We start from the raw sequence: 17,213 nt of genomic DNA, 5'->3' as shown, positions 1-17,213 counted from the left end.
GCTCTGCAAGGTATGTACAAGCCCGACGGCCCATCGTCGCGACGCACAAGGGCAGATCGACACGGAGGGGGAACGATGAGCAGGTGGCTGGTCGCGAGGGTCCTGGTGGTGTCCGCCGGGGTGCTCGCGATGACAGGGGGAGTCGAGTGGGCCGCGTCCTCGGCCCGGGTGGACGCGGACCAGTGGACGCGGCTCGCCGACCAGACCCGCGCCGGGGACGCGGCGGCCGAGGAGCAGGCCGGGGCAGGCAGCCAGTACGTTCGGGCGCACTTCCTCGCCTGGTACGCCCTGCGCGTGGAACATCTCGGCGACCGAGGCGTGGTTCCTGTGACACGTCCACCGGCGGCGCCTGTTCCCTGCCGACCAGCGGGACGCCGTGCCGGCAAAGCCCCGTAGCGGCGCGTGTGCCAGGGTTTCAGCCGCCGACCAGGTAGCGCTGCCGCTCCTCCGGTGTGAAGTCCCGGGTGATGCGTCGGCGTGCCAGGACGGACAGGCGCTCGCCTGCGGCGCAGACCTCACAGGTCCAGACGTTGACGGCACCACCGACCCGGCCCGCGACGATGCGGTTGTCCGGACCGAACGCGATGCTCTCGACCAGTCCGTTGTGGTCGGTGAGGGTGACGGGATCGGTGGCCGACGCCCACTTCCACAGGTTCAGTGCCTTGTCGTTGCCCACGCTGGCGATGTACTGGCCGTCCGGGCTGAACGCGACGTCCAGCACCCTGCCGTGGTGTCCGTGGAGCACGACCGGGGCCGCGTCGCCGGACGTGCGCCAGATCCACACCGCGCCGTCGTTGCCGACGCCCGCGATCCGCCGGCCGTCGGGGCTGAACGCGACAGCACGGACACCCCTGAGGCCGGTCAGCTCCGCCGACTGCCGCCTGCTGGTGGGCGACCAGATCCGGACCGTCCCGTCCCCGACCGCGGCGGCCAGCCTCCCGTTCGGGGCGAAGGCGAGGTCGCGTACCGGCCCGGGAACGCGCCAGACCGCCCGGGGCGCACCGTCCTGTCCGTCCCAGAGCCGGACCGCGTCGTCGGCTCCGCCGGTCGCGAGCAGGTGGCCGTCGGGACCGAACGCGACGGCGAGGGCGCCTGCGCGGTGGCCGGTCAGCGCCAGTGGAGCGCCGTCACCGGAGCCGCGCCAGACCAGCACGGTCCCGTCACCGGTGGCGGCGGCCACGCGACCCGCGTCCTGGCTCACCGCCACCGCCAGCACGGAGCCGTGGCCGCTGCGCAGGACGGCCGGTGTGCCCGTGCCGTCGGTGTGCCGCACCCAGACCGTGCCGTCGTCGCTCGCGCTCGCCACGAGCTTCCCGTCCCGGCTCAACGCGACCCCGGTGTTCGTGCCGGTCTGCCCGGTGAGCCCGCGTATGCCCGGCCGGTGGCGGGCCTCCCACAGCCGTACCGCTCCGTCGTCGCCTGCCGTCGCGACCAGTCGGTCGTCCGGGCCGAAGGCCACCCCGCGAAGCGGTGCGTTCTCGCCGCGGAACGTCACCGGGTCACCGAGGCCGTCGGCCTGGCGCAGATGCGTGACACGGTCGTTGCCCCCGGTGGCGACCCATCGTCCGTCGTGGCTGAACGCCACGGCGTTCACCGTGTCCCGGTGGGGGTACCAGACGACCGGCGCCCGGTCGTCCGACGTGGACCAGATCCATTCCCTGCCGTCCACGGTCGCGGCCGCGACGTGCCTGCCGTCGTCGCTGAAGGCCAGCTGGTCGACGGTCGCGAGCCTCGTCGTCGTGCCCGGTTGCTCGACAGGACTGCTCTGGTCACGCAGCCGGGTGACCGAGCCGGTGACCAGGTCCCACATCGTCACGGCGGTGCCGGGTCCGGCCAGCACGACACGCGTGCGCTCGGGGTCGAAGGCAGCCGCGACGACGGCGCCCGGTCCCGGTCCGCGCCGGACCACGGGCACACCCGAACCGTCCGCGGGCCAGTCCCACAGCGTGCCGTCCCTGCCGACGCCGAGCACACGACGCCCCCGGTCGGCGAACACGGCCGTCACGACGCCCGCGGGAACGGCGGACGCCACCGCGGCGTGACCGGTGCCGTCCACTCGCGACACACGGATCGTCCCGTCCTCCCCGAAGCTCACCACTCGGTCGTCGTCCGGGCTGAACGCGACGCCCAGCACCCGGCTGGCGTGGTCGCGCAGCACCACGGGTTCGCCACGCCCCACAGGCCAGATCCGGACCGTCGCGTCGGCGCCGGCGCTGGCCACGAGCCGCCCGTCCGAGCTGAACGCGACGGCGGTGACCGAGCCACGGTGCCCCAGGAAGGTCGCACGCACCCGTGACTCGGTCAGTGCCTGCGCGAGCACCGTCTGGGCCTGTGCGGTCGGCGCGGACTCGTAGGCCCGTTCGGCGAGGAGCAGCGCGAGCTCCGGGTCCAGGGTCAGCTGGTCACGTGCGTTGGCCACGAGCTGGCTGGACATCGCCCGGTCCCGCTGCACGTCGGCCTCGCCTGCCTGGAACACCGCGACGCCTGCCAGCACGGCCAACACCACGAGCCCGCTGCTCAGGCCGACCAACGCGGTCCGGATCCGGCGACGACGCGCTCTGTGCTCCCGCGCCACGAGCCGGTCCGCCGAGCCGAGGAAGTCCCGTTCCAGCTCGTTGAGCTCGGCGGTGTCCCGGTCCTGCCACCTGGCGAGGCGGGAGCCCCGGTACAGCATCCCCTCGTCCCGGCCGGACCGATCCCACTCCGAGGCGGCCTCGGTCAGCTGCCGGTGTGCCCGAAGGCGCTCGCGGTTCTCGTCGATCCACTCGCGCAGGACGGGCCAGTTGCGGATCAGGCACTCGTGGCTGACGGTGACGGTCTGCTCGTCGAGGGTGACGAGGCGTTCCTCGGCCAGCCGAGCCAGCACGATCTCGACGTCCACGGCGTCCGGGCGGTCGAGCAGCTCCCCCCGGTGAACCCGCCGCCGGGTGTCGTGATGGCCGTCCCCCGGCACGGTCAACCGGAGGAGGATGTCCTTCGCGACACGGCGCTGACCCGCGTCCAGACCGGCGTAGACCTGGTCGGCCGTCTGCGCGACCGCACCGCGCACGCCGCCGACCCGGTGGTAGTCGGCAACCGAGAGGCAGTCGCTTCCCCGCCGCCGCCAGGTCTCCAGCAGGGCGTGGGACAGCAGCGGCAACGCGGCGGGCTCGCCGAGCACGTCCGCGAGCACCGTGGCGACCAGCCCCGGCTCGACCGTCAGCCCCGCGAGGGTCGCGGGCTCGACGACCACGTCACGCAGGTCCTCCTCGGCCATCGGCCCGACCAGCAGGTCGCGGTCGCGCAGCACCTCGACCAGCGCGGGGAACTCGGCGCAACAGGAGTAGAAGTCCGCCCGGAGACCCACGACGACCCGCGCGGGCACCGACGAGTCGTTCACCACCGACAGCAGCGACTCGACGAAACCGGCACGCTCCTGGTCGTCCCCGCACAGGGTGAAGACCTCCTCGAACTGGTCGACGACGAGGAACACCCCCGCCTCTCCCACGCGGTCGCGGACCAGCCTGCCGAGGCAGGCCGGGTCGGCCAGCAACTCGCTGTGCGCCGCGGCCGCGAGTCCGCCGAGCCCGGCCAGCCGGCCCGCCAGTTCGGCCAGCGGATGCTCACCGGGGACCAGCAGCAGCGGCGTCGGTCCGGCCAGGCCGGGCAGCCTGCCCGCCCGGACCCCGGCGAGCAGACCGGCCCGCAGCAGCGACGACTTCCCGCTGCCGGACGGCCCGAGCAGCGCGAGGAACCGCTGGTCGGTCAGCCTCGACAGCAGCTCGTCCACCAGGTGCGCCCGGCCGAAGAACCGGTCCTCGTCGTGGGCCTGGAAGGTCTTCAGACCGAGATACGGCGGCCGGTCGCACCTCGGCGGGTCCGGGTGGCCGGTGCGTGGCCGCGGCACGGGTTCGGCTGCCGGCGCGTCCGGCGTCCACAGCGCCTCGCCCAGCGGCACGGGCGCGGATGCGGCGGCCTCGGCACGCAGGATCCGCAGGTGGAGCTGTGCCAGCGCCGGGCCCGGCTCGACGCCGAGGTCGTCGGCCAGGCGGTGCCGGAAGGAGGCGTAGCGGGCCAGGGCCTCGGCCTGCCGGTCCTGGCGTTGCAGGGCGACCATGAGCTGGCCGACCAGTGGCTCGGCCAACGGGTGCTCGACCAGCTCGTGTTCGAGCAGGTCGATCACGTCCGGGTACCTCGCCAGGCCGATCATGGCCTTGGCCCACTCGGCACACGCCCCCACGCGCTGCCGCGACAACGCCTGCCTGACCTCCTCGACCCATCGGCCGGCCAGGTCCTGCAGCGGGTTGCCGCGCCACAGCCCCAACGCCTCGCGGAACAGGTCGACCCGCTCCTCCGGCCGGACGGCGGCCCGCGCCCGATCGAGGACGGCGGTGAAGCGGTGCATGTCGACCAGCTCGGGCGGTGCGTCCAGCTGGTATCCGCCGGACCGTTGCCGGATCGCGACGTCGAGACCGTCGAGCGTGCTGTCACGCAGCACGGCACGAAGGCGGCTGACGTAGCTGTAGAGGGCGCCGCGGGCCTGGACCGGCGGGTAGTCACCCCACACCCTGTCGATGAGCGACTCGACCGGCCACGGCCGCCCGACCCCGACGAGCAGGACGGCGAACACGCACCGTTGCTTGGTCGAGCCAAGGCCGACCCGGTCGCCACCCGGCCGGAACTCCACCGGACCCAGCACCTGGAACACCGCGATCGCTCCCCCCGCCTTCCCGCGAGTCCACTAGAGAGCATGCGGTGACCGGACGCAATGTATCGATCGGTTGGTTCCGCAGATCCGGGACGCCTCTCGGCCAGGGGATTCCGCCGTGGCAAGGATTCTGCAAGCCGCGACCGCGACAGTCGAACCGCGGCAGTCAGCCGCCCGGACCATGGAGGAAAAATGAATTTCCGTCGAGTTTTCGCCACGGCCGTCGCAGTGGGAGCGATGGCATGCGTCGCGACGCCAAGCGCCCAGGCCGCGGAGGACAAGGCTTACGCGACCGTGTATGTCCTCGTTACGGGTGACTGTCGCGTCGCACCGAGGTTTGACTCCGCCCATTCCGGTGGGGTCGTCGCGGGGCACAACTACTACTGGTCCGGTGCCGCCTCCGGCGCCTGGCTGGAGCTTTACTGCAACAACAACACGTGGCGCTGGTTCCCGGAGGAAAACGTCGTTATCAACGACTGACGTCGACAATCCGGCGATCCCGCCGAGCACGGGAAAAGGCACATCCTCAGGGCGGCGGCACCTCACCAGGGGCCGCCGCTCCGCCCGGTGCTCCAGGCCCGGCGACACGATGCGGGGCGCTCCTTCACGAAGTCGGTCTCGCGCCGACGCGCGGCAGCGGGCACCGGAAAGGGGCTTCGAACGGGCACACCCGTGAAGTACACCGAGTCCCGAAACGTGTCATCCGGTTCCGCGCCACGGTCGCGGTCCACCGTGCGCCACCGGGACTTCCACTGTGCCCGCGCTGACTAGAATGGCCCGGTGCAGAAGGTCGTTCAGCTCGGTGAGGTCACCTGTCCGTCCGGTCAGCTCGTCGTCGTCGACGGTGGTTATCTGAGCGGCTGGTCGGGTGACCGGTCCCCGGCGGAGATCGACCCGGTCGTGCTCGGGGTGGACGACGAGGCGCTGGCCAAGGAGATCAGCGGCTCGGTCGACTTCGACATCCTCGGCCCGGACGCCGTGGCCGCCGCGCGCTCGTTCGACCGGCAGCCCGGGACCGCGCTCTACGACGTGCCTGCCTCCGGCACGTCCGACATGGCCGCGATCTTCGAGGACCACTGCCGGGAGCACGGGTTCGACGCGTTCCTCGCCGCGCGTGAGGACCGGGTGCCGCACCGGGAGCGCGTACGCCGCAGCGCTGACGGCAGCTTCCTCATGTTCGGCATCCCGGTGGTCGCGGTCGGTGGCGTGCCGGCCGACCGGGCGGTGCGCGTCGAGGCAACGCCACGGCACTTCGGTGATCTCGGCGTGCGGTGGCAGGAGATCAGCCTGCGTGTCGCGGACGACATCGTCGCCAGGAGCGTCCGACTGGGCGACGTGGGCGTGGACTGGGCACGACTCGCGTTCGCGGACGCCGACGCGTTGGGTGAGTGGCGGCACCACGCCGCACTGGACGGCCGCGCCGACGTCGCGTTCTGGGGCAGTTCGCGGGACGAGGCCGTCGCCGAGTTCGGCGGCACGGAACTACCGGAAGGCGTGCACGGCTGGGAGAACCTGGAGCTGGAAGCGGCCATCGAGCGCTACGAGGCCGTCGAGTCCTGGTCCGAGGCGGCGCCCGACCGCCTGCTGCGGCTGGACTTCCGGCCGCATTCGCACCACTACCAGGTCATGCGCCGGGTCCGCGCGTCCGACCACGAGTCCGGCACCGTCACGGTCGCGGGCGCCGAGGTGCTGTTCGCCATGACCTCCTGGGGCGACGGCTACTTCCCGGTGCATGCGGACTACTCCCCCGCGGGCGAGCTCCTCGCCGTCCGGGTCGTGTTCGCCTAGCCGCGCCCGGGGCGCATACCGAACGCCAGCACGGTCATCACGACGAGCGCGCCGGTGCCGACGGACTCGACGACGAGCGTCGTGGGGACCAGCGTGAAGCTGAGCGTCTCGGTCATCCCGAGCAGCCCGACGGTCAGTGCCAGGACCAGCGCGAGCAGCGTGCCCACCAGGAACATCAGGCCGAGCAGGCTCGCGAGCAGCAGAAGCCGCGGCGGCGCGGCCAGCAGCCCGGCCGCCAGCAGCAACCCGCCGACGGCGTCGACCACGAACAGGCTCCCCAGCACGCCGCCCACCCCGTCGAACACGAGCACGAGGTGGATTCCGCCCATCGACAGGAGGGCGAGCGCGCCGAGGACCCGCCACACTACCGGCGAGAGCAGGCCGCTCGGCCCGGCGTGGACGTAGCACGAGTCCGGCGAGCCGGCACTGACGGTTCCCATCGGAACCTCCCTTGACCGTCGTGGCGTCGATCTCTCATCGAGACCTACGGCTGGCTGCGCGGAGAGGTTCAACCGCGGGGACCTCGTCCGGCGGTTCGGTCCGTTGTGGACGGGTACCCCGGTGACATGGCGAAGACGTTCAGGAAGGGCGACCGCGTTCGCTGGGACGCGGGCAACGAAAGTTCGACGGGCACTGTCGAGGAGATCATCACCAGTGACACCGAGGCCGGTGGCCGTACGGTCCGCGCGTCCGAGGAGCACCCGCAGTACCTCGTGCGGAGCGAGAAGTCCGGCCGGACGGCGGTGCACAAACCCGAGGCGATCCACCCGGCCTGAGCACCGGAGCGGGATCGTCTACTGAGGACCGTCCACGAGGTAGTCCATGACGTTCGGCAGCTCGGTGCGCAGCGTCGCCACGTCCTCGCTCCTGCCGGTGAGGTGGTGCAGCAGCGCGCGGTGGAAGATGCCGTCGAGCAGGGTGTAGGCGGGGCCGGGCGCACTGACGACCTGCGCACCACGCAGCTCGGCGTAGCGGCTGACCACCCGCCACACCATGGCCTCCCGGTGTCCGTCGATCTCCAGGACGTCGGCCCGGAAGGACTCGTCGAACAGGCTCTGGTTGCGCAGGTCGTACCAGAGGCGGTGCAGTGCGGCGTCCTCGGCGAGGGTGTCGAAGAACATCTCGACGAACTCGTCGCGCAGCTGGTCGGCGCCCGTCGCGCGGGCGACCACCTCGTCGTAGCGGGTCACGCAGACCGCCTCGTACTGGCGGACGGCCTGGGTGACCAGGTCGCGCTTGTCGGCGAAGTAGTAGTGCATCACGCCGAGGGAGAACGTCGAGTTCTGCGCGATGTCACGCAGGCTGGTGCGCGCGTAGCCCAGCTCGGCGAGGGTGTGCAGGGCGTCGGTGGCCAGCTGTGTCCGCCGCGCCTCGAACTTGTCGACCTGGCGGCGGGCGATCCGGTCGTGCTTGGTCTCAGCGACGTCGGTCACGTGGGCGTCCTGTCGGCGACTTTCCTCTGGTCAGCGTGCGGTGGACCGCACTCTCCGGAGTCTATCGTCCCCCGTCCGGGGGACTTTGGACAGCCGTCCTCGAAAATTCGGACAAGCGTACGAGAAAATCTTGACGAGCGTCCCAAACGAGTTAGGGTGAGCCACATCACCGAGGGAGGTTCGCCATGACGAGCTATCAGCTGGCCGGACGAAACGCGCTGGTCACCGGGGGCGCACGGGGTCTGGGCGCCGGCATGGCCGAGGCGCTGGCCGCGGCGGGGGCCTCGGTCGCGATCGGGGACATCCTGGAGGACGAGGGCAAGCAGACCGCCCAGGCCCTGCGCGACTCGGGTGCCACCGCGGAGTTCGTGCCGCTGGACGTCACGGACGACGCGAGCTGGGCCTCCTCGGTCGACACCGTGGTCGACGCGTTCGGCGGGCTGGACATCGTCGTGAACAACGCGGGCATCGAGATCACCAGCCTGATCACCGAGCTGGACGCGGCCGACGTGCGCAGGATGCTCGAGGTCAACCTGCTCGGCACCGCCCTCGGCCTCAAGCACGCGCTGCGCGCCATGCGGCCGGGCGGCGCCGCGGGCAACGGTGGCTCGGTGATCAACATCGCCTCGGTGGCCGCCACCATCGCCTTCCCCGGGATCAGCGTCTACTCGGCGACCAAGTCCGGCATCGACCGGCTGACCAGGGTCGCGGCGGCGGAGTCGGGCAAGCTCGGCTACGGCGTACGGGTCAACTGCATCTACCCGGGTCTCACGCCGACGACCATGGGCAACCAGCTCGCCGTGGACTGCGCGGAGATCGGCCTGTTCCCCTCCCCCGAGGCGGCCGCGGGCGCGGTCGTGGAGCTGACCCCGCTCGGGCGGCTCGGGCAGGTCGACGACATGGCCGACGCCGTGGTGTTCCTCGCGTCCGACGCGGCCAAGTTCATCACCGGGGCAGGACTCCCGGTCGACGGCGGAATGGGGATGTGACATGCCTACCGACAAGCCCGTCGTCGTCTACGGCGCCTCCGGCTACACCGGGCGCCTGATCTGCGAGTACCTGCGTGAGTACGGGTTGCCGTTCCTCGCGGTCGGCCGCGACCACAAGCGTGTGAAGGAGGTCGTCGACGCGGTTCCCGGCATCGAGACCGTCGACTACGACATCGTGGAGGTCGAGCACACCGAGGACGCGCTGACCGAGGCGTTCGGCGGGGCGAAGGTCGTGCTGAACACCGTCGGGCCCTTCTCCCGCTACGGCCACGAGGCCGTCCGCGCGAGCCTGAACGTCGGCGCGCACTACACGGACACCAACGGCGAACAGGACTGGATGATCGACGCCGAGGAGCAGTACGGCACCCAGTTCGCGGAGCAGGGCCTGCTGCTCTCGCCCGGCCTCGCGCAGATGTACACGGTCGGGGAGATCGCCGCGCAGATCACCCTCGAGACACCGGGCCTGGACACGCTGGACATCCAGGTGTTCTGGAAGGGCTATCCGACCGTCGCCTCGACCAACACCATCCTGGCCAACGCCGCGTTCGCCAAGGCGTACTACCTGGAGCAGAACGAGTACGTGGAATGGCCGCCGGACGCGGGCCTGTACGAGCTGGTCGTCCCAGGACAGCACGAGCTGGGGCTCGCACTGCCGTGGGGCGGCACCGCGCACCCGGTGTGGTTCAGGAAGGACCCTCGGGTGGCGTCGGTGCGGGCGCTCGGCGGGGTGTTCAACCGGCCGCTCATGCAGGGCGTGCCGCAGATCGTCGCCGCGGCGCTCCAGATGATGGAAGGCAAGTCCGACGAGGAGAAGTGGCGGATCGTCGACGAGCAGTCCTCGGCGGTCCGCAGTGAGATGCCGCCGAGGGAGAACCCGCGGCTCAACATCTCGCTCGACTCCGTGTACGCGTCCGGTCCTCTCGGGCGCTCGCACTGCGTCATCCACGGCAACTGCAACTACAAGCAGACCGCGTTGCTGAACGTCCACGCCGCCGCGCACCTGCTGCAGGACGTGCCCAGGCGGGTCGGTTTCGCGTCCGGCTGCCAGGCCTTCGGACACCGCGAGCTGCTCGGCACGCTGCGGTCGTTCGGCCTGGTGCTCGACCCGATCCTCGAGGTGCACCGCTGATCCCGGCGTCGGCCGTCCCCCCACGGCCGGCGCCTTCCCTTCTTGGCTGGAGGCGTCCGTGCGGTTGTGCGACTACCTGGACAAGGGCGCGTCACTGGGTGGTGACGCGCCGTGCCTGACCATCGACGGCGCCACCACCACCTATGCCGAAGTACAGCAGCGGTCCCGGCTGATCGCGGGCGCGTTGCAGGCGAGCGGGATCGCGCCGGGGCAACGCGTCGCGGTGCTCTCCGCGAACGACCCGCTCGCGCTCACCTGCGTGTTCGGCATCTCGCGGGCCGGCGCGGTGTGGTGCCCGGTCAACCCGCGCAACGAGGCGGCCGAGAACCGCGAGCTGCTCGACCTGTTCGGGTGCCGGTGCCTGTTCTTCCAGGAGAGGTTCGCGCGGCTCGTCGAACGCATCCGGGGTGACCTGCCCGAGCTGACCACCCTGGTGTGCCTGGACGGCGAGGTGGAGGGCGCGGCCACCTTCGCCGACTGGCTGGACCGGCACGGCGGCGAGCCGGCGCCGGTCACCGTCGCCGACGACGACCTCTGCATGCTGGCCGGTACCGGCGGCACGACCGGGCGGCCCAAGGGCGTGCGGTTGACCGGCCACAACATGGAGACGGCCACCGCGCTGACCCTGATGAGCTATCCGTTCGGGGACCGGCCGCGCTACCTGGCGCTCGCCCCGCTCACGCACTCGGCAGGCGTGCTCACCTTCCCGATCATGGCCAAGGGCGGCGAGACGGTGATCATGCCCGCGCCGGACCTGGGTGAGTTCCTCCGGCTGGTGCAGCGGCACCGGATCACCCACGCGTTCCTGCCGCCGACGGTCATCTACGGGCTGCTCGACCACCCCGCGCTGGATTCGACGGACCTGTCCTCGCTGCGCTGCCTCTGGTACGGCGCCGCACCGATGTCCCCGACACGCCTGACCGAGGCACTGCGGCGGATCGGACCGGTGATGGGCCAGCTGTTCGGCCAGACCGAGGCACCGAACATGATCACGACACTGGCGCCGGCGGACCACTTCCTCGCCGACGGTTCGGTGGCCACCGCCCGGCTGTCCTCGGCGGGCAGGCCCACCCCGCTGACGACGGTGGCCATCATGGACCAGAGCGGAAACCTGGTGCCACAAGGGCAACGCGGCGAGATCGTGGTCCGCGGCCCGCTGGTCATGGCCGGTTACCACGAGAACCCCGAGGCCACCGCCGAGGTGAGCAGGCACGGCTGGCACCACACCGGGGACATCGGCTACCTCGACGACGACAACTACCTCTTCATCGTCGACCGCGCGAAGGACATGATCATCACCGGCGGGTTCAACGTCTACTCGGCCGAGGTCGAGCAGGCGCTGCAGGCACACCCCTCCGTCCAGGACAGCGCCGTCGTCGGGTTGCCCGACGACAAGTGGGGCGAGCGGGTCACCGCCGTCGTGCAGCTCCGCAACGCCAGGCACGCCGAGCCCGCCGAGCTGGCCGCGTTCGTCAAGGAGCGCCTGGGCAGCGTGAAAACCCCGAAGCAGGTCGAGATCTGGCCCGACCTGCCCCGCTCGAAGGTCGGCAAGATCCTCAAGGCGGAGATCCGCGACCAGCTGGCGAAGGGGACCTGACGGTCAGCCCCGGGTCGTGTCCAGCACCACCCGGATCACACCGTCGGCACGGGCATCGGCCCTGGCCACCGCCCGCCGCCACTCCGCGAGGGGGAACCGGTCGGTGATGAACCCGTCCGTACTCAGGTCCCCCTTGACGAGGTGACGGCACACCAGGTCGTAGGTGTGCGCGTCCTCCTCCCCCGCACGCTCCCAGCCGTGCGCCAGCACACCGGCGAGCCGCACCTCCTGGTGCCACACCGGGCTGAGGTCCGCCTTCACCGGCGCGAACCGGATGCCGACCAGCACCACCGTCGCCGACGCGCGGGCCAGCCGCAGGCTCGTCGTCAGCGTCGGCCCCGAGCCGACGCAGTCGAACACCACGTCGAAGCCGCCCATCACGAAGTACGAGCCGAGCGGGCCCCGGAACATCCTGGACGGCTCCGCCAGCCGGGCCGGGTCCAGCCTGCGCTCAACCCGGTCCGCGCCGAGCCCCTCCGCGAGCGCCGCCTGGGCCGGATGCCGTGCCACCACGGTGATGTGCGCGTCGGGGGAGAGCAGCCGGACCGTCTGCACGATCGACAGTCCCGCCATCCCGCCGCCGACCACCAGGCACCGCTCCCCCGGCCCTGGCAGCGCCTTCAACGCCGCACGCATCCCGAGGCTGAACGGCTCGACGAGCATCGCCTGGTCGTCGTCCAGCTCGGGTGGGACCCGGTAGACCTCGCTCGCGTGGCACAGGATCCGTTCGCTCCAGCCACCGCCGACCCCCAGCTCGGCCGGGAACCGGTCGGGGTTCTCGCACAGCATCGGGTTCCCGGCCGCGCACGCCCGGCACAGCGACCCCGTCTCCGTCGAGCGGCACGTCGGCCCCTGGAACCGGGTGTCGAGCACGACGCGCTCCCCCGGCTCCAGACCGGTCCCGGCACCTGCGGCGAGCACCTCGCCGACCACCTCGTGGCCGAGGTAGGTCCGGTCGCGGCCCGGCAGCGCGGCGATGGTGACCCGGGGGTCGACCTCCGCCCGCAGCACGGCGAGGTCGGACGCGCAGATCCCCGACTGGAGGTTCCGCACCAGGACCCATCCCGGCCCCGGCAGGTCGCGGTCGTCGGCGGCGCGGTCGCCGACCGGGCCGAGCCGGCCGTAGGCCACCGAGGGCAGCCACGGCCGGGTCGCCCGCGACAGCGCGATCCTCGGGATGCTGCGTGCGACGTGAACCGAGCGCATCACGTCGTCGCCCACGGGAACGGGATGCCGAGTGTCCGCTTGCCGATCAGGTCCTTGAGGGAGTCGTTGTCCGGCCCCATCACCGTGCCTGCGCGGGCGTCGCGGAAGCAGCGTTCGACCACACCGCCCCGCTTGTAGGCGCTGCCACCGCAGAGCCGCAACGCGGTGTCGGTGATGGCGAGTGCGGTCTCGGTGGCCGCGATCTTCGTCTGTGCCAGGGAAAGCACGAGGTCGGACTCGCCGAGGAGGTCGACGAGGTCCGCGCCGTCGCGCTGGCGCCTGGAGACGTTGTCGGCGACGACGTAGAGCAGCGCACGCGTGGCGTCCAGACGCAGGCGCATCTCGGCCACCTCCCGCTGCACCACCTCGGAGTGCGACTTCGGCCTGCCGAGGTCGGTGTGCACACGGGTGCCCATCCGCGTGGCCGTCTCGTCGTAGGCGGCCTGCGCGACGCCCAGGTACACCGACGCGACCCCGAGCTGGAACGCGGGCAGCCCGTAGGCGAACAGCAGCGGGAAGCCGTAGCCGGACGCCCCCAGCCGCGCCGAGGGCGGCACGACGACGTCGAACCGCACCGGGGTGCTGCTGTTGCCGCGCATGCCGGAGCCATCCCAGGTGCCGATGGGCTCGACCCCGGAAGTGTTGCCCCGCACCAGGAACAGCGTCAGCTCGTTGTGCCCGGCGTGCTGGTTGGCCCGCAGCGGGACGACGTAGTAGTCCGCGTGGCCCGCGCTCGTCGCCCAGGACTTGGTCGCCTTCAGGTGGAACCCGTCCGGCACCCGGTTCGCCGCCTGGTCCATGTGCCACCAGTGCGAGCCGGACCCGGCCTCGCTCGTGGCGTAGGTGCAGAGCCGGAAGTCCTCGACGATCGACCGCACCGTCGCGGCCAGTCCTGCGTCGCCGGGGTCCACTCTGGACAGCAGCTGCATGGCGCTCTCGTGCATGTGGAAGCACAACGCGGTGGACGCGCAGTGTCTCGCGAGGGTCTCGGTGACCACCACCTGCGCGAGCAGGTCGGCTCCGCCGCCGCCGGACTCCTTCGGCACGGTCATGTTCAGGATCCCGGCCGACCACAGTTCGCGCAGCGCCGCGTTCGGGTACACGCCGCTGTCGGTGGTCTTCGCCGCAGGCTCGAGAACGTCCCCGCCGATGGTCGTCGCGCGGCGTGCCCACGACCGCTGGTCGTCGGTGAGCGGGAAGCCGACGCTCTCGATGTTGCCCGCGCGGAACGGCGCCGCGCCGAAGTCGTCGAGTACGGTCATCGCCCGATCAGCCCCGTGGCCCGGCCCGCGTCGATCAGGACGTCGACGCCTCGGCGCAGGGCCGCGTCGTCGAGTGCGGAGGTGACGACCAACCGCAGGCGTGGCACCGTCTTCTGCACCGCGGGGAAGACGACCGGCGTGACGTAGACGCCGTTCTTGCGGCACAGCCGCGTCATCTCGAAGGTGAGGGCGTCGGTGCCGCACAGCAGGGGCAGGATCGGCGTGCTGGAGTCGCCGGTGCGGAAACCGGCGTCGCGCAGCGTGTTGCGGAACCACACGGCCTTGCGCTGCAGGTCGGTGACGCGCTCCGGCTCGGCCTCGATCACGTCGAACGCGGCGGCGGCTGCGGCGGCGACCGCGGGTGGCAGCGCGCTGGAGAAGATGTAGGGCCTCGCGTTGTGCTTCAGCGCGTCGATCAGGCCACGTGAGCCCGCGATGTAGCCGCCGGAGGCCGGGATGGCCTTCGAGAGGCTGCCCATCTTGACGTCGACCGCCGAGGGGTCGAGGCCGAAGTGCTCCTCGACGCCGTGCCCGGTCGCGCCCAGCACACCCAGGCTGTGTGCCTCGTCGACCATCACGGCCGCGCCGAACTCCCGTGCCAGGGCCACGGTTTCCGGCAGTGGGACGATGTCGCCGTCCATCGAGAACACGCCGTCGACCACCACGAGGGCCGGCCGGTCACCGGCCTGCACCAGCGCCCGCCTGAGGTCCTCCAGGTCGTTGTGGGCGTAGCGGAGGAACTCGGCGCCGGACAGCCGGCAGGCGTCGACGATGCTGGCGTGGTTGAGCTTGTCGCAGATGACCACCGAGTGGCGGCTCATCAGCGTCGACACCGCGGCGACGTTCGTGGTGTAGCCCGTGGAGAACACCACCGCGGCCTCGGTGCCCTTGAACGCCGCGATCCGCTCCTCCAGCAGCCGGTGCACCGTGGTCGTGCCGGACAGCAGGCGGACGCCGTGGGTGCCGGTGCCGTAGTGCTCCAGCGCGGCGTGTGCGGCGCTGTCGATCGTCGGATGGCGCAGCAGGCCGAGGTAGCTGTACGAGGAGAGCATGATCGAGTCGGTACCCTCGGCGTCGACGGTGGCCGCGGTCTGCCCGGTCAGCTCCGTCTCGTAGAAGTAGTTGCCCTCGGTGACGCTGTCGCGGTAGCGCTCGCCGAGGAAGTCGATGCGGTCGTCGAGGAAGCTGGTCGGGTTCACGGGCGCGGTCCTTCTTTCGGGGTATGGGAAACCGGGGTCCTGGTTTGGGCGAGTGCGTCGAGTGCGGCGCGCCAGCGGTCGGGAAGCTCGGCGAAGCCCGGCAGCGCGGTGTCGCCCGCGAACGCGACGAACACCCGGCCGAGGTGGCTGAGCAGCGTGACCGACACGAGGTGGTCCGCGGGCGTGAAGTTGACGACCACGAACTCGGCCAGCGGCCGTCCGGCCAGCGAGAGCGGTTCGTCGGGGCCACGCATGTTCGACGCGATCAGGTTGACGACGTGCGGGTTCCAGCTCAGCTCGCCCATCCCCCGCACGAACGCGGCGGGGAGCGCGTGTGCGGAGCCTGCGACGAGGGCAGCGGCGGCCGCTCTGCCGTGGTCCTTGGCCCGCGCGGTGTCCCGTGCGATCTCGTCGAGCGCCCGCGCCGGCCCGGACCCCGTCATGGGCAACGGAATCCGGACCGCCGCGAGCCGGTTGCCGAGACTGCCGTGCTCGTGCGGCGCGCGGATGCTGACGGGCACGAGGGCCTGGAGCCGGTTCGGCGGCGGGTCGGTCGCCCACGCTGCCGCCCAGGTTCGCAGGGCGTCGGCGAGTGCGGCGAGGAACACGTCGTTGACGGTCCGCCCGGTCCCGGCCGCGGTGCGCAGCAGGTCGAGCGGCGCGCTGCCCCAGACGAGCCCGCGACGCCCGCTGTGCCGCCCGGTGAGGGGCGAGCGCCGCGCGGGCCGGAACAGGTCGGCCCCGACCGACAGCAGTCCCCTCGCCGCACCGCGCGGTGCGTTCGTCCTCGGCGGGTCCACCGGTCGCTCGGGGGCCTCGGTGAACAGTCTCCTGACCACCTCGGTGAGTGCGACACCGTCGTGAACGCTGTGGTGCACCTTGTAGACGACGGCGAACCGGTCGGCGCAGTGGCCACGCAGCAGCCACAGCTCCCACATCGGACGGTCGTGGTCGAGCCGCGCGGTCAGCAGGTCGTCGACCGCGCCGCGCAGGCCCACCTCGCCGGAACCCCGGGCCAGAACCCGTTCCCGCACATGGAACTCGAGATCCGGCTCGCCCGCGGGGAGCCACCGGGGCCGCAGCAGCCGGGCACGGCCCGTCGAGAGCACGCGGTTGAGCCCGGGCAGCAGCGAGAGCCTGCCCCCGACGTGTTCGCGGAGCTCGTCGACGTGCGGCGCGACGCCGTCGAAGACGAGCACGGCGCCGATCTCCGCCGCGACGGACCGGTGGGCTTTCTCGTAGGCCAGGAAGGAGAAGTCCGTCGGACTCAACCGGCCAGCACTCATGCCATCCCCTCTGATTCCCGAATGGACGACGGATACGGGAGCGTATGTACGCGGATTGACCGCTCGCTTACCGTTCGCTGACGTCCCGGGTTTTCGGGGCGTGCTGTCGGAACAAACTAGCGCGGTTCCTGCAGGGTTTTGTAAATCGCGCGAGTTTCCTCCGCCCACGGCGAAGGGCGGAACGTCCGCGGGTCGAGATGGATGTGCACCCGTTTGCCTTCCGCGTGCACCGTGACGCCTTCCGCGTCGAGCACGCGGAAACGGTAGACGACGCTGCTGTTCCCGACGTGTTCGACGACCAGGTGGACCAGGATGAATCCGGTACCCCGAACGGGGGTGCGATAGCTGATCGAGAACTCGGCCACGCCGACCGATGCGTCCGGATGGCTCAGCGTGCCGTTCGGGTAGCCGTATCCGTTGCTCTCCCAGAACATCGACAACGCCCGTTCCACGAACACCGCGTACCTGATGTTGTGCACCATCGACATCGAGTCGAGGTCGTCGAAGTGCACGAACATCGGCTCTAGGTGTCCGTACGAAACCGTTGGCACGACTGGCTCCCGTGTGTTCATGGTGTTCCCCTCGGTAGTGGCGCCGGAGAGCGTCCCCGGGTCGGGGCCCAGGGTATTCCCTACTT

At 71.4% G+C, this 17,213-nt stretch carries 15 protein-coding genes; 7 read left to right on the top strand and 8 right to left on the bottom strand.

Going from position 1 to position 17,213, the window contains the following annotated elements; all coding sequences use genetic code 11:
- Window positions 1-75 precede the first annotated feature (75 nt).
- Complete coding sequence (locus CLV71_RS05345) at window positions 76-396, top strand: hypothetical protein (RefSeq protein ID WP_133901468.1); 321 nt, start codon at window positions 76-78, stop codon at window positions 394-396.
- A gap of 19 nt (window positions 397-415) precedes the next feature.
- Here CLV71_RS05345 and CLV71_RS05340 read toward each other — a convergent pair whose 3' ends face one another.
- A complete protein-coding gene (locus CLV71_RS05340; protein ID WP_133901467.1) occupies window positions 416-4,687 on the bottom strand; it encodes an nSTAND1 domain-containing NTPase in 4,272 nt (1,423 codons plus the stop codon).
- A 192-nt stretch (window positions 4,688-4,879) separates the two neighbouring features.
- Here CLV71_RS05340 and CLV71_RS05335 point away from each other — a divergent pair, with 192 nt between their 5' ends.
- Both CLV71_RS05335 and CLV71_RS05330 read left to right on the top strand, forming a co-directional pair.
- Window positions 4,880-5,167: a hypothetical protein gene (locus CLV71_RS05335; RefSeq protein ID WP_133901466.1), complete on the top strand. Its 288-nt coding sequence runs from the start codon at window positions 4,880-4,882 to the stop codon at window positions 5,165-5,167.
- A gap of 300 nt (window positions 5,168-5,467) precedes the next feature.
- The gene (locus tag CLV71_RS05330; RefSeq protein ID WP_133901465.1) at window positions 5,468-6,475 is read left to right on the top strand and encodes a hypothetical protein; all 1,008 of its coding nucleotides are present in this window, start codon (window positions 5,468-5,470) and stop codon (window positions 6,473-6,475) included.
- Here CLV71_RS05330 and CLV71_RS05325 read toward each other — a convergent pair.
- Window positions 6,472-6,915, bottom strand: coding sequence for a hypothetical protein (locus tag CLV71_RS05325; RefSeq protein ID WP_208297400.1), 444 nt, complete (start codon window positions 6,913-6,915; stop codon window positions 6,472-6,474). The two genes, CLV71_RS05330 and CLV71_RS05325, sit on opposite strands and share 4 nt — an antisense overlap.
- Window positions 6,916-7,041: 126 nt before the next feature.
- On the opposite strand from CLV71_RS05325, the gene CLV71_RS05320 reads away from it, so the two are divergent.
- Window positions 7,042-7,251: a hypervirulence associated TUDOR domain-containing protein gene (locus tag CLV71_RS05320; RefSeq protein ID WP_133901464.1), complete on the top strand. Its 210-nt coding sequence runs from the start codon at window positions 7,042-7,044 to the stop codon at window positions 7,249-7,251.
- An 18-nt stretch (window positions 7,252-7,269) separates the two neighbouring features.
- Here CLV71_RS05320 and CLV71_RS05315 read toward each other — a convergent pair whose 3' ends face one another.
- Window positions 7,270-7,908, bottom strand: a complete 639-nt coding sequence (locus CLV71_RS05315) for a TetR/AcrR family transcriptional regulator (protein ID WP_133901463.1) — start codon at window positions 7,906-7,908, stop codon at window positions 7,270-7,272.
- A 185-nt stretch (window positions 7,909-8,093) separates the two neighbouring features.
- On the opposite strand from CLV71_RS05315, the gene CLV71_RS05310 reads away from it, so the two are divergent.
- Genes CLV71_RS05310 through CLV71_RS05300 form a run of 3 tightly spaced genes read left to right on the top strand, consistent with a single transcriptional unit; the run spans window position 8,094 to window position 11,623 of the window.
- Complete coding sequence (locus CLV71_RS05310; protein ID WP_133901462.1) at window positions 8,094-8,897, top strand: SDR family NAD(P)-dependent oxidoreductase; 804 nt, start codon at window positions 8,094-8,096, stop codon at window positions 8,895-8,897.
- Between the two features lies 1 nt (window position 8,898).
- Window positions 8,899-10,026, top strand: a complete 1,128-nt coding sequence (locus CLV71_RS05305) for a DUF5938 domain-containing protein (RefSeq protein WP_133901461.1) — start codon at window positions 8,899-8,901, stop codon at window positions 10,024-10,026.
- A gap of 58 nt (window positions 10,027-10,084) precedes the next feature.
- Window positions 10,085-11,623 (top strand): acyl-CoA synthetase, encoded by a 1,539-nt coding sequence (locus CLV71_RS05300; protein ID WP_133901460.1) that lies wholly within the window; start codon window positions 10,085-10,087, stop codon window positions 11,621-11,623.
- A 3-nt stretch (window positions 11,624-11,626) separates the two neighbouring features.
- Here the strand turns inward: CLV71_RS05300 and CLV71_RS05295 are convergent, their stop codons facing one another.
- The 5 genes from CLV71_RS05295 to CLV71_RS05275 form a co-directional block, all read right to left on the bottom strand.
- On the bottom strand, window positions 11,627-12,844 hold the full coding sequence (locus CLV71_RS05295; RefSeq protein WP_133901459.1) for a zinc-dependent alcohol dehydrogenase: 1,218 nt from the start codon (window positions 12,842-12,844) through the stop codon (window positions 11,627-11,629).
- Window positions 12,829-14,091 carry an acyl-CoA dehydrogenase family protein gene (locus tag CLV71_RS05290; protein ID WP_133901458.1) on the bottom strand — a complete coding sequence of 421 codons (1,263 nt, stop codon included), beginning with the start codon at window positions 14,089-14,091 and terminating at the stop codon, window positions 12,829-12,831. The genes CLV71_RS05295 and CLV71_RS05290 overlap by 16 nt, the downstream gene beginning before the upstream one ends.
- On the bottom strand, window positions 14,088-15,290 hold the full coding sequence (locus tag CLV71_RS05285) for an aminotransferase class I/II-fold pyridoxal phosphate-dependent enzyme (RefSeq protein ID WP_133901457.1): 1,203 nt from the start codon (window positions 15,288-15,290) through the stop codon (window positions 14,088-14,090). The genes CLV71_RS05290 and CLV71_RS05285 overlap by 4 nt, the downstream gene beginning before the upstream one ends.
- Complete coding sequence (locus CLV71_RS05280) at window positions 15,287-16,576, bottom strand: wax ester/triacylglycerol synthase domain-containing protein (RefSeq protein WP_133901456.1); 1,290 nt, start codon at window positions 16,574-16,576, stop codon at window positions 15,287-15,289. The genes CLV71_RS05285 and CLV71_RS05280 overlap by 4 nt, the downstream gene beginning before the upstream one ends.
- Before the next feature lie 116 nt (window positions 16,577-16,692).
- Complete coding sequence (locus tag CLV71_RS05275; protein ID WP_341771463.1) at window positions 16,693-17,094, bottom strand: acyl-CoA thioesterase; 402 nt, start codon at window positions 17,092-17,094, stop codon at window positions 16,693-16,695.
- Between the last annotated feature and the right edge of the window lie 119 nt (window positions 17,095-17,213).

Source organism: Actinophytocola oryzae (assembly GCF_004364325.1).
GTDB lineage: Bacteria > Actinomycetota > Actinomycetes > Mycobacteriales > Pseudonocardiaceae > Actinophytocola > Actinophytocola oryzae.
The sequence above is the reverse complement of the archived record's forward strand: the minus strand, read 5'-3'. Positions and strand labels throughout refer to the sequence as shown.

Bases quoted from the DNA above. Each gene is read 5' to 3' on its own strand.
- CLV71_RS05325 (WP_208297400.1), bottom strand. From the start codon at position 6,915: ATGGGAACCGTCAGTGCCGGCTCGCCGGACTCGTGCTACGTCCACGCC.
- CLV71_RS05275 (WP_341771463.1), bottom strand. From the start codon at position 17,094: ATGTTCGTGCACTTCGACGACCTCGACTCGATGTCGATGGTGCACAAC.
- CLV71_RS05320 (WP_133901464.1), top strand. From the start codon at position 7,042: ATGGCGAAGACGTTCAGGAAGGGCGACCGCGTTCGCTGGGACGCGGGC.
- CLV71_RS05335 (WP_133901466.1), top strand. From the start codon at position 4,880: ATGAATTTCCGTCGAGTTTTCGCCACGGCCGTCGCAGTGGGAGCGATG.
- CLV71_RS05345 (WP_133901468.1), top strand. From the start codon at position 76: ATGAGCAGGTGGCTGGTCGCGAGGGTCCTGGTGGTGTCCGCCGGGGTG.
- CLV71_RS05290 (WP_133901458.1), bottom strand. From the start codon at position 14,091: ATGACCGTACTCGACGACTTCGGCGCGGCGCCGTTCCGCGCGGGCAAC.
- CLV71_RS05305 (WP_133901461.1), top strand. From the start codon at position 8,899: ATGCCTACCGACAAGCCCGTCGTCGTCTACGGCGCCTCCGGCTACACC.
- CLV71_RS05280 (WP_133901456.1), bottom strand. From the start codon at position 16,576: ATGAGTGCTGGCCGGTTGAGTCCGACGGACTTCTCCTTCCTGGCCTAC.
- CLV71_RS05310 (WP_133901462.1), top strand. From the start codon at position 8,094: ATGACGAGCTATCAGCTGGCCGGACGAAACGCGCTGGTCACCGGGGGC.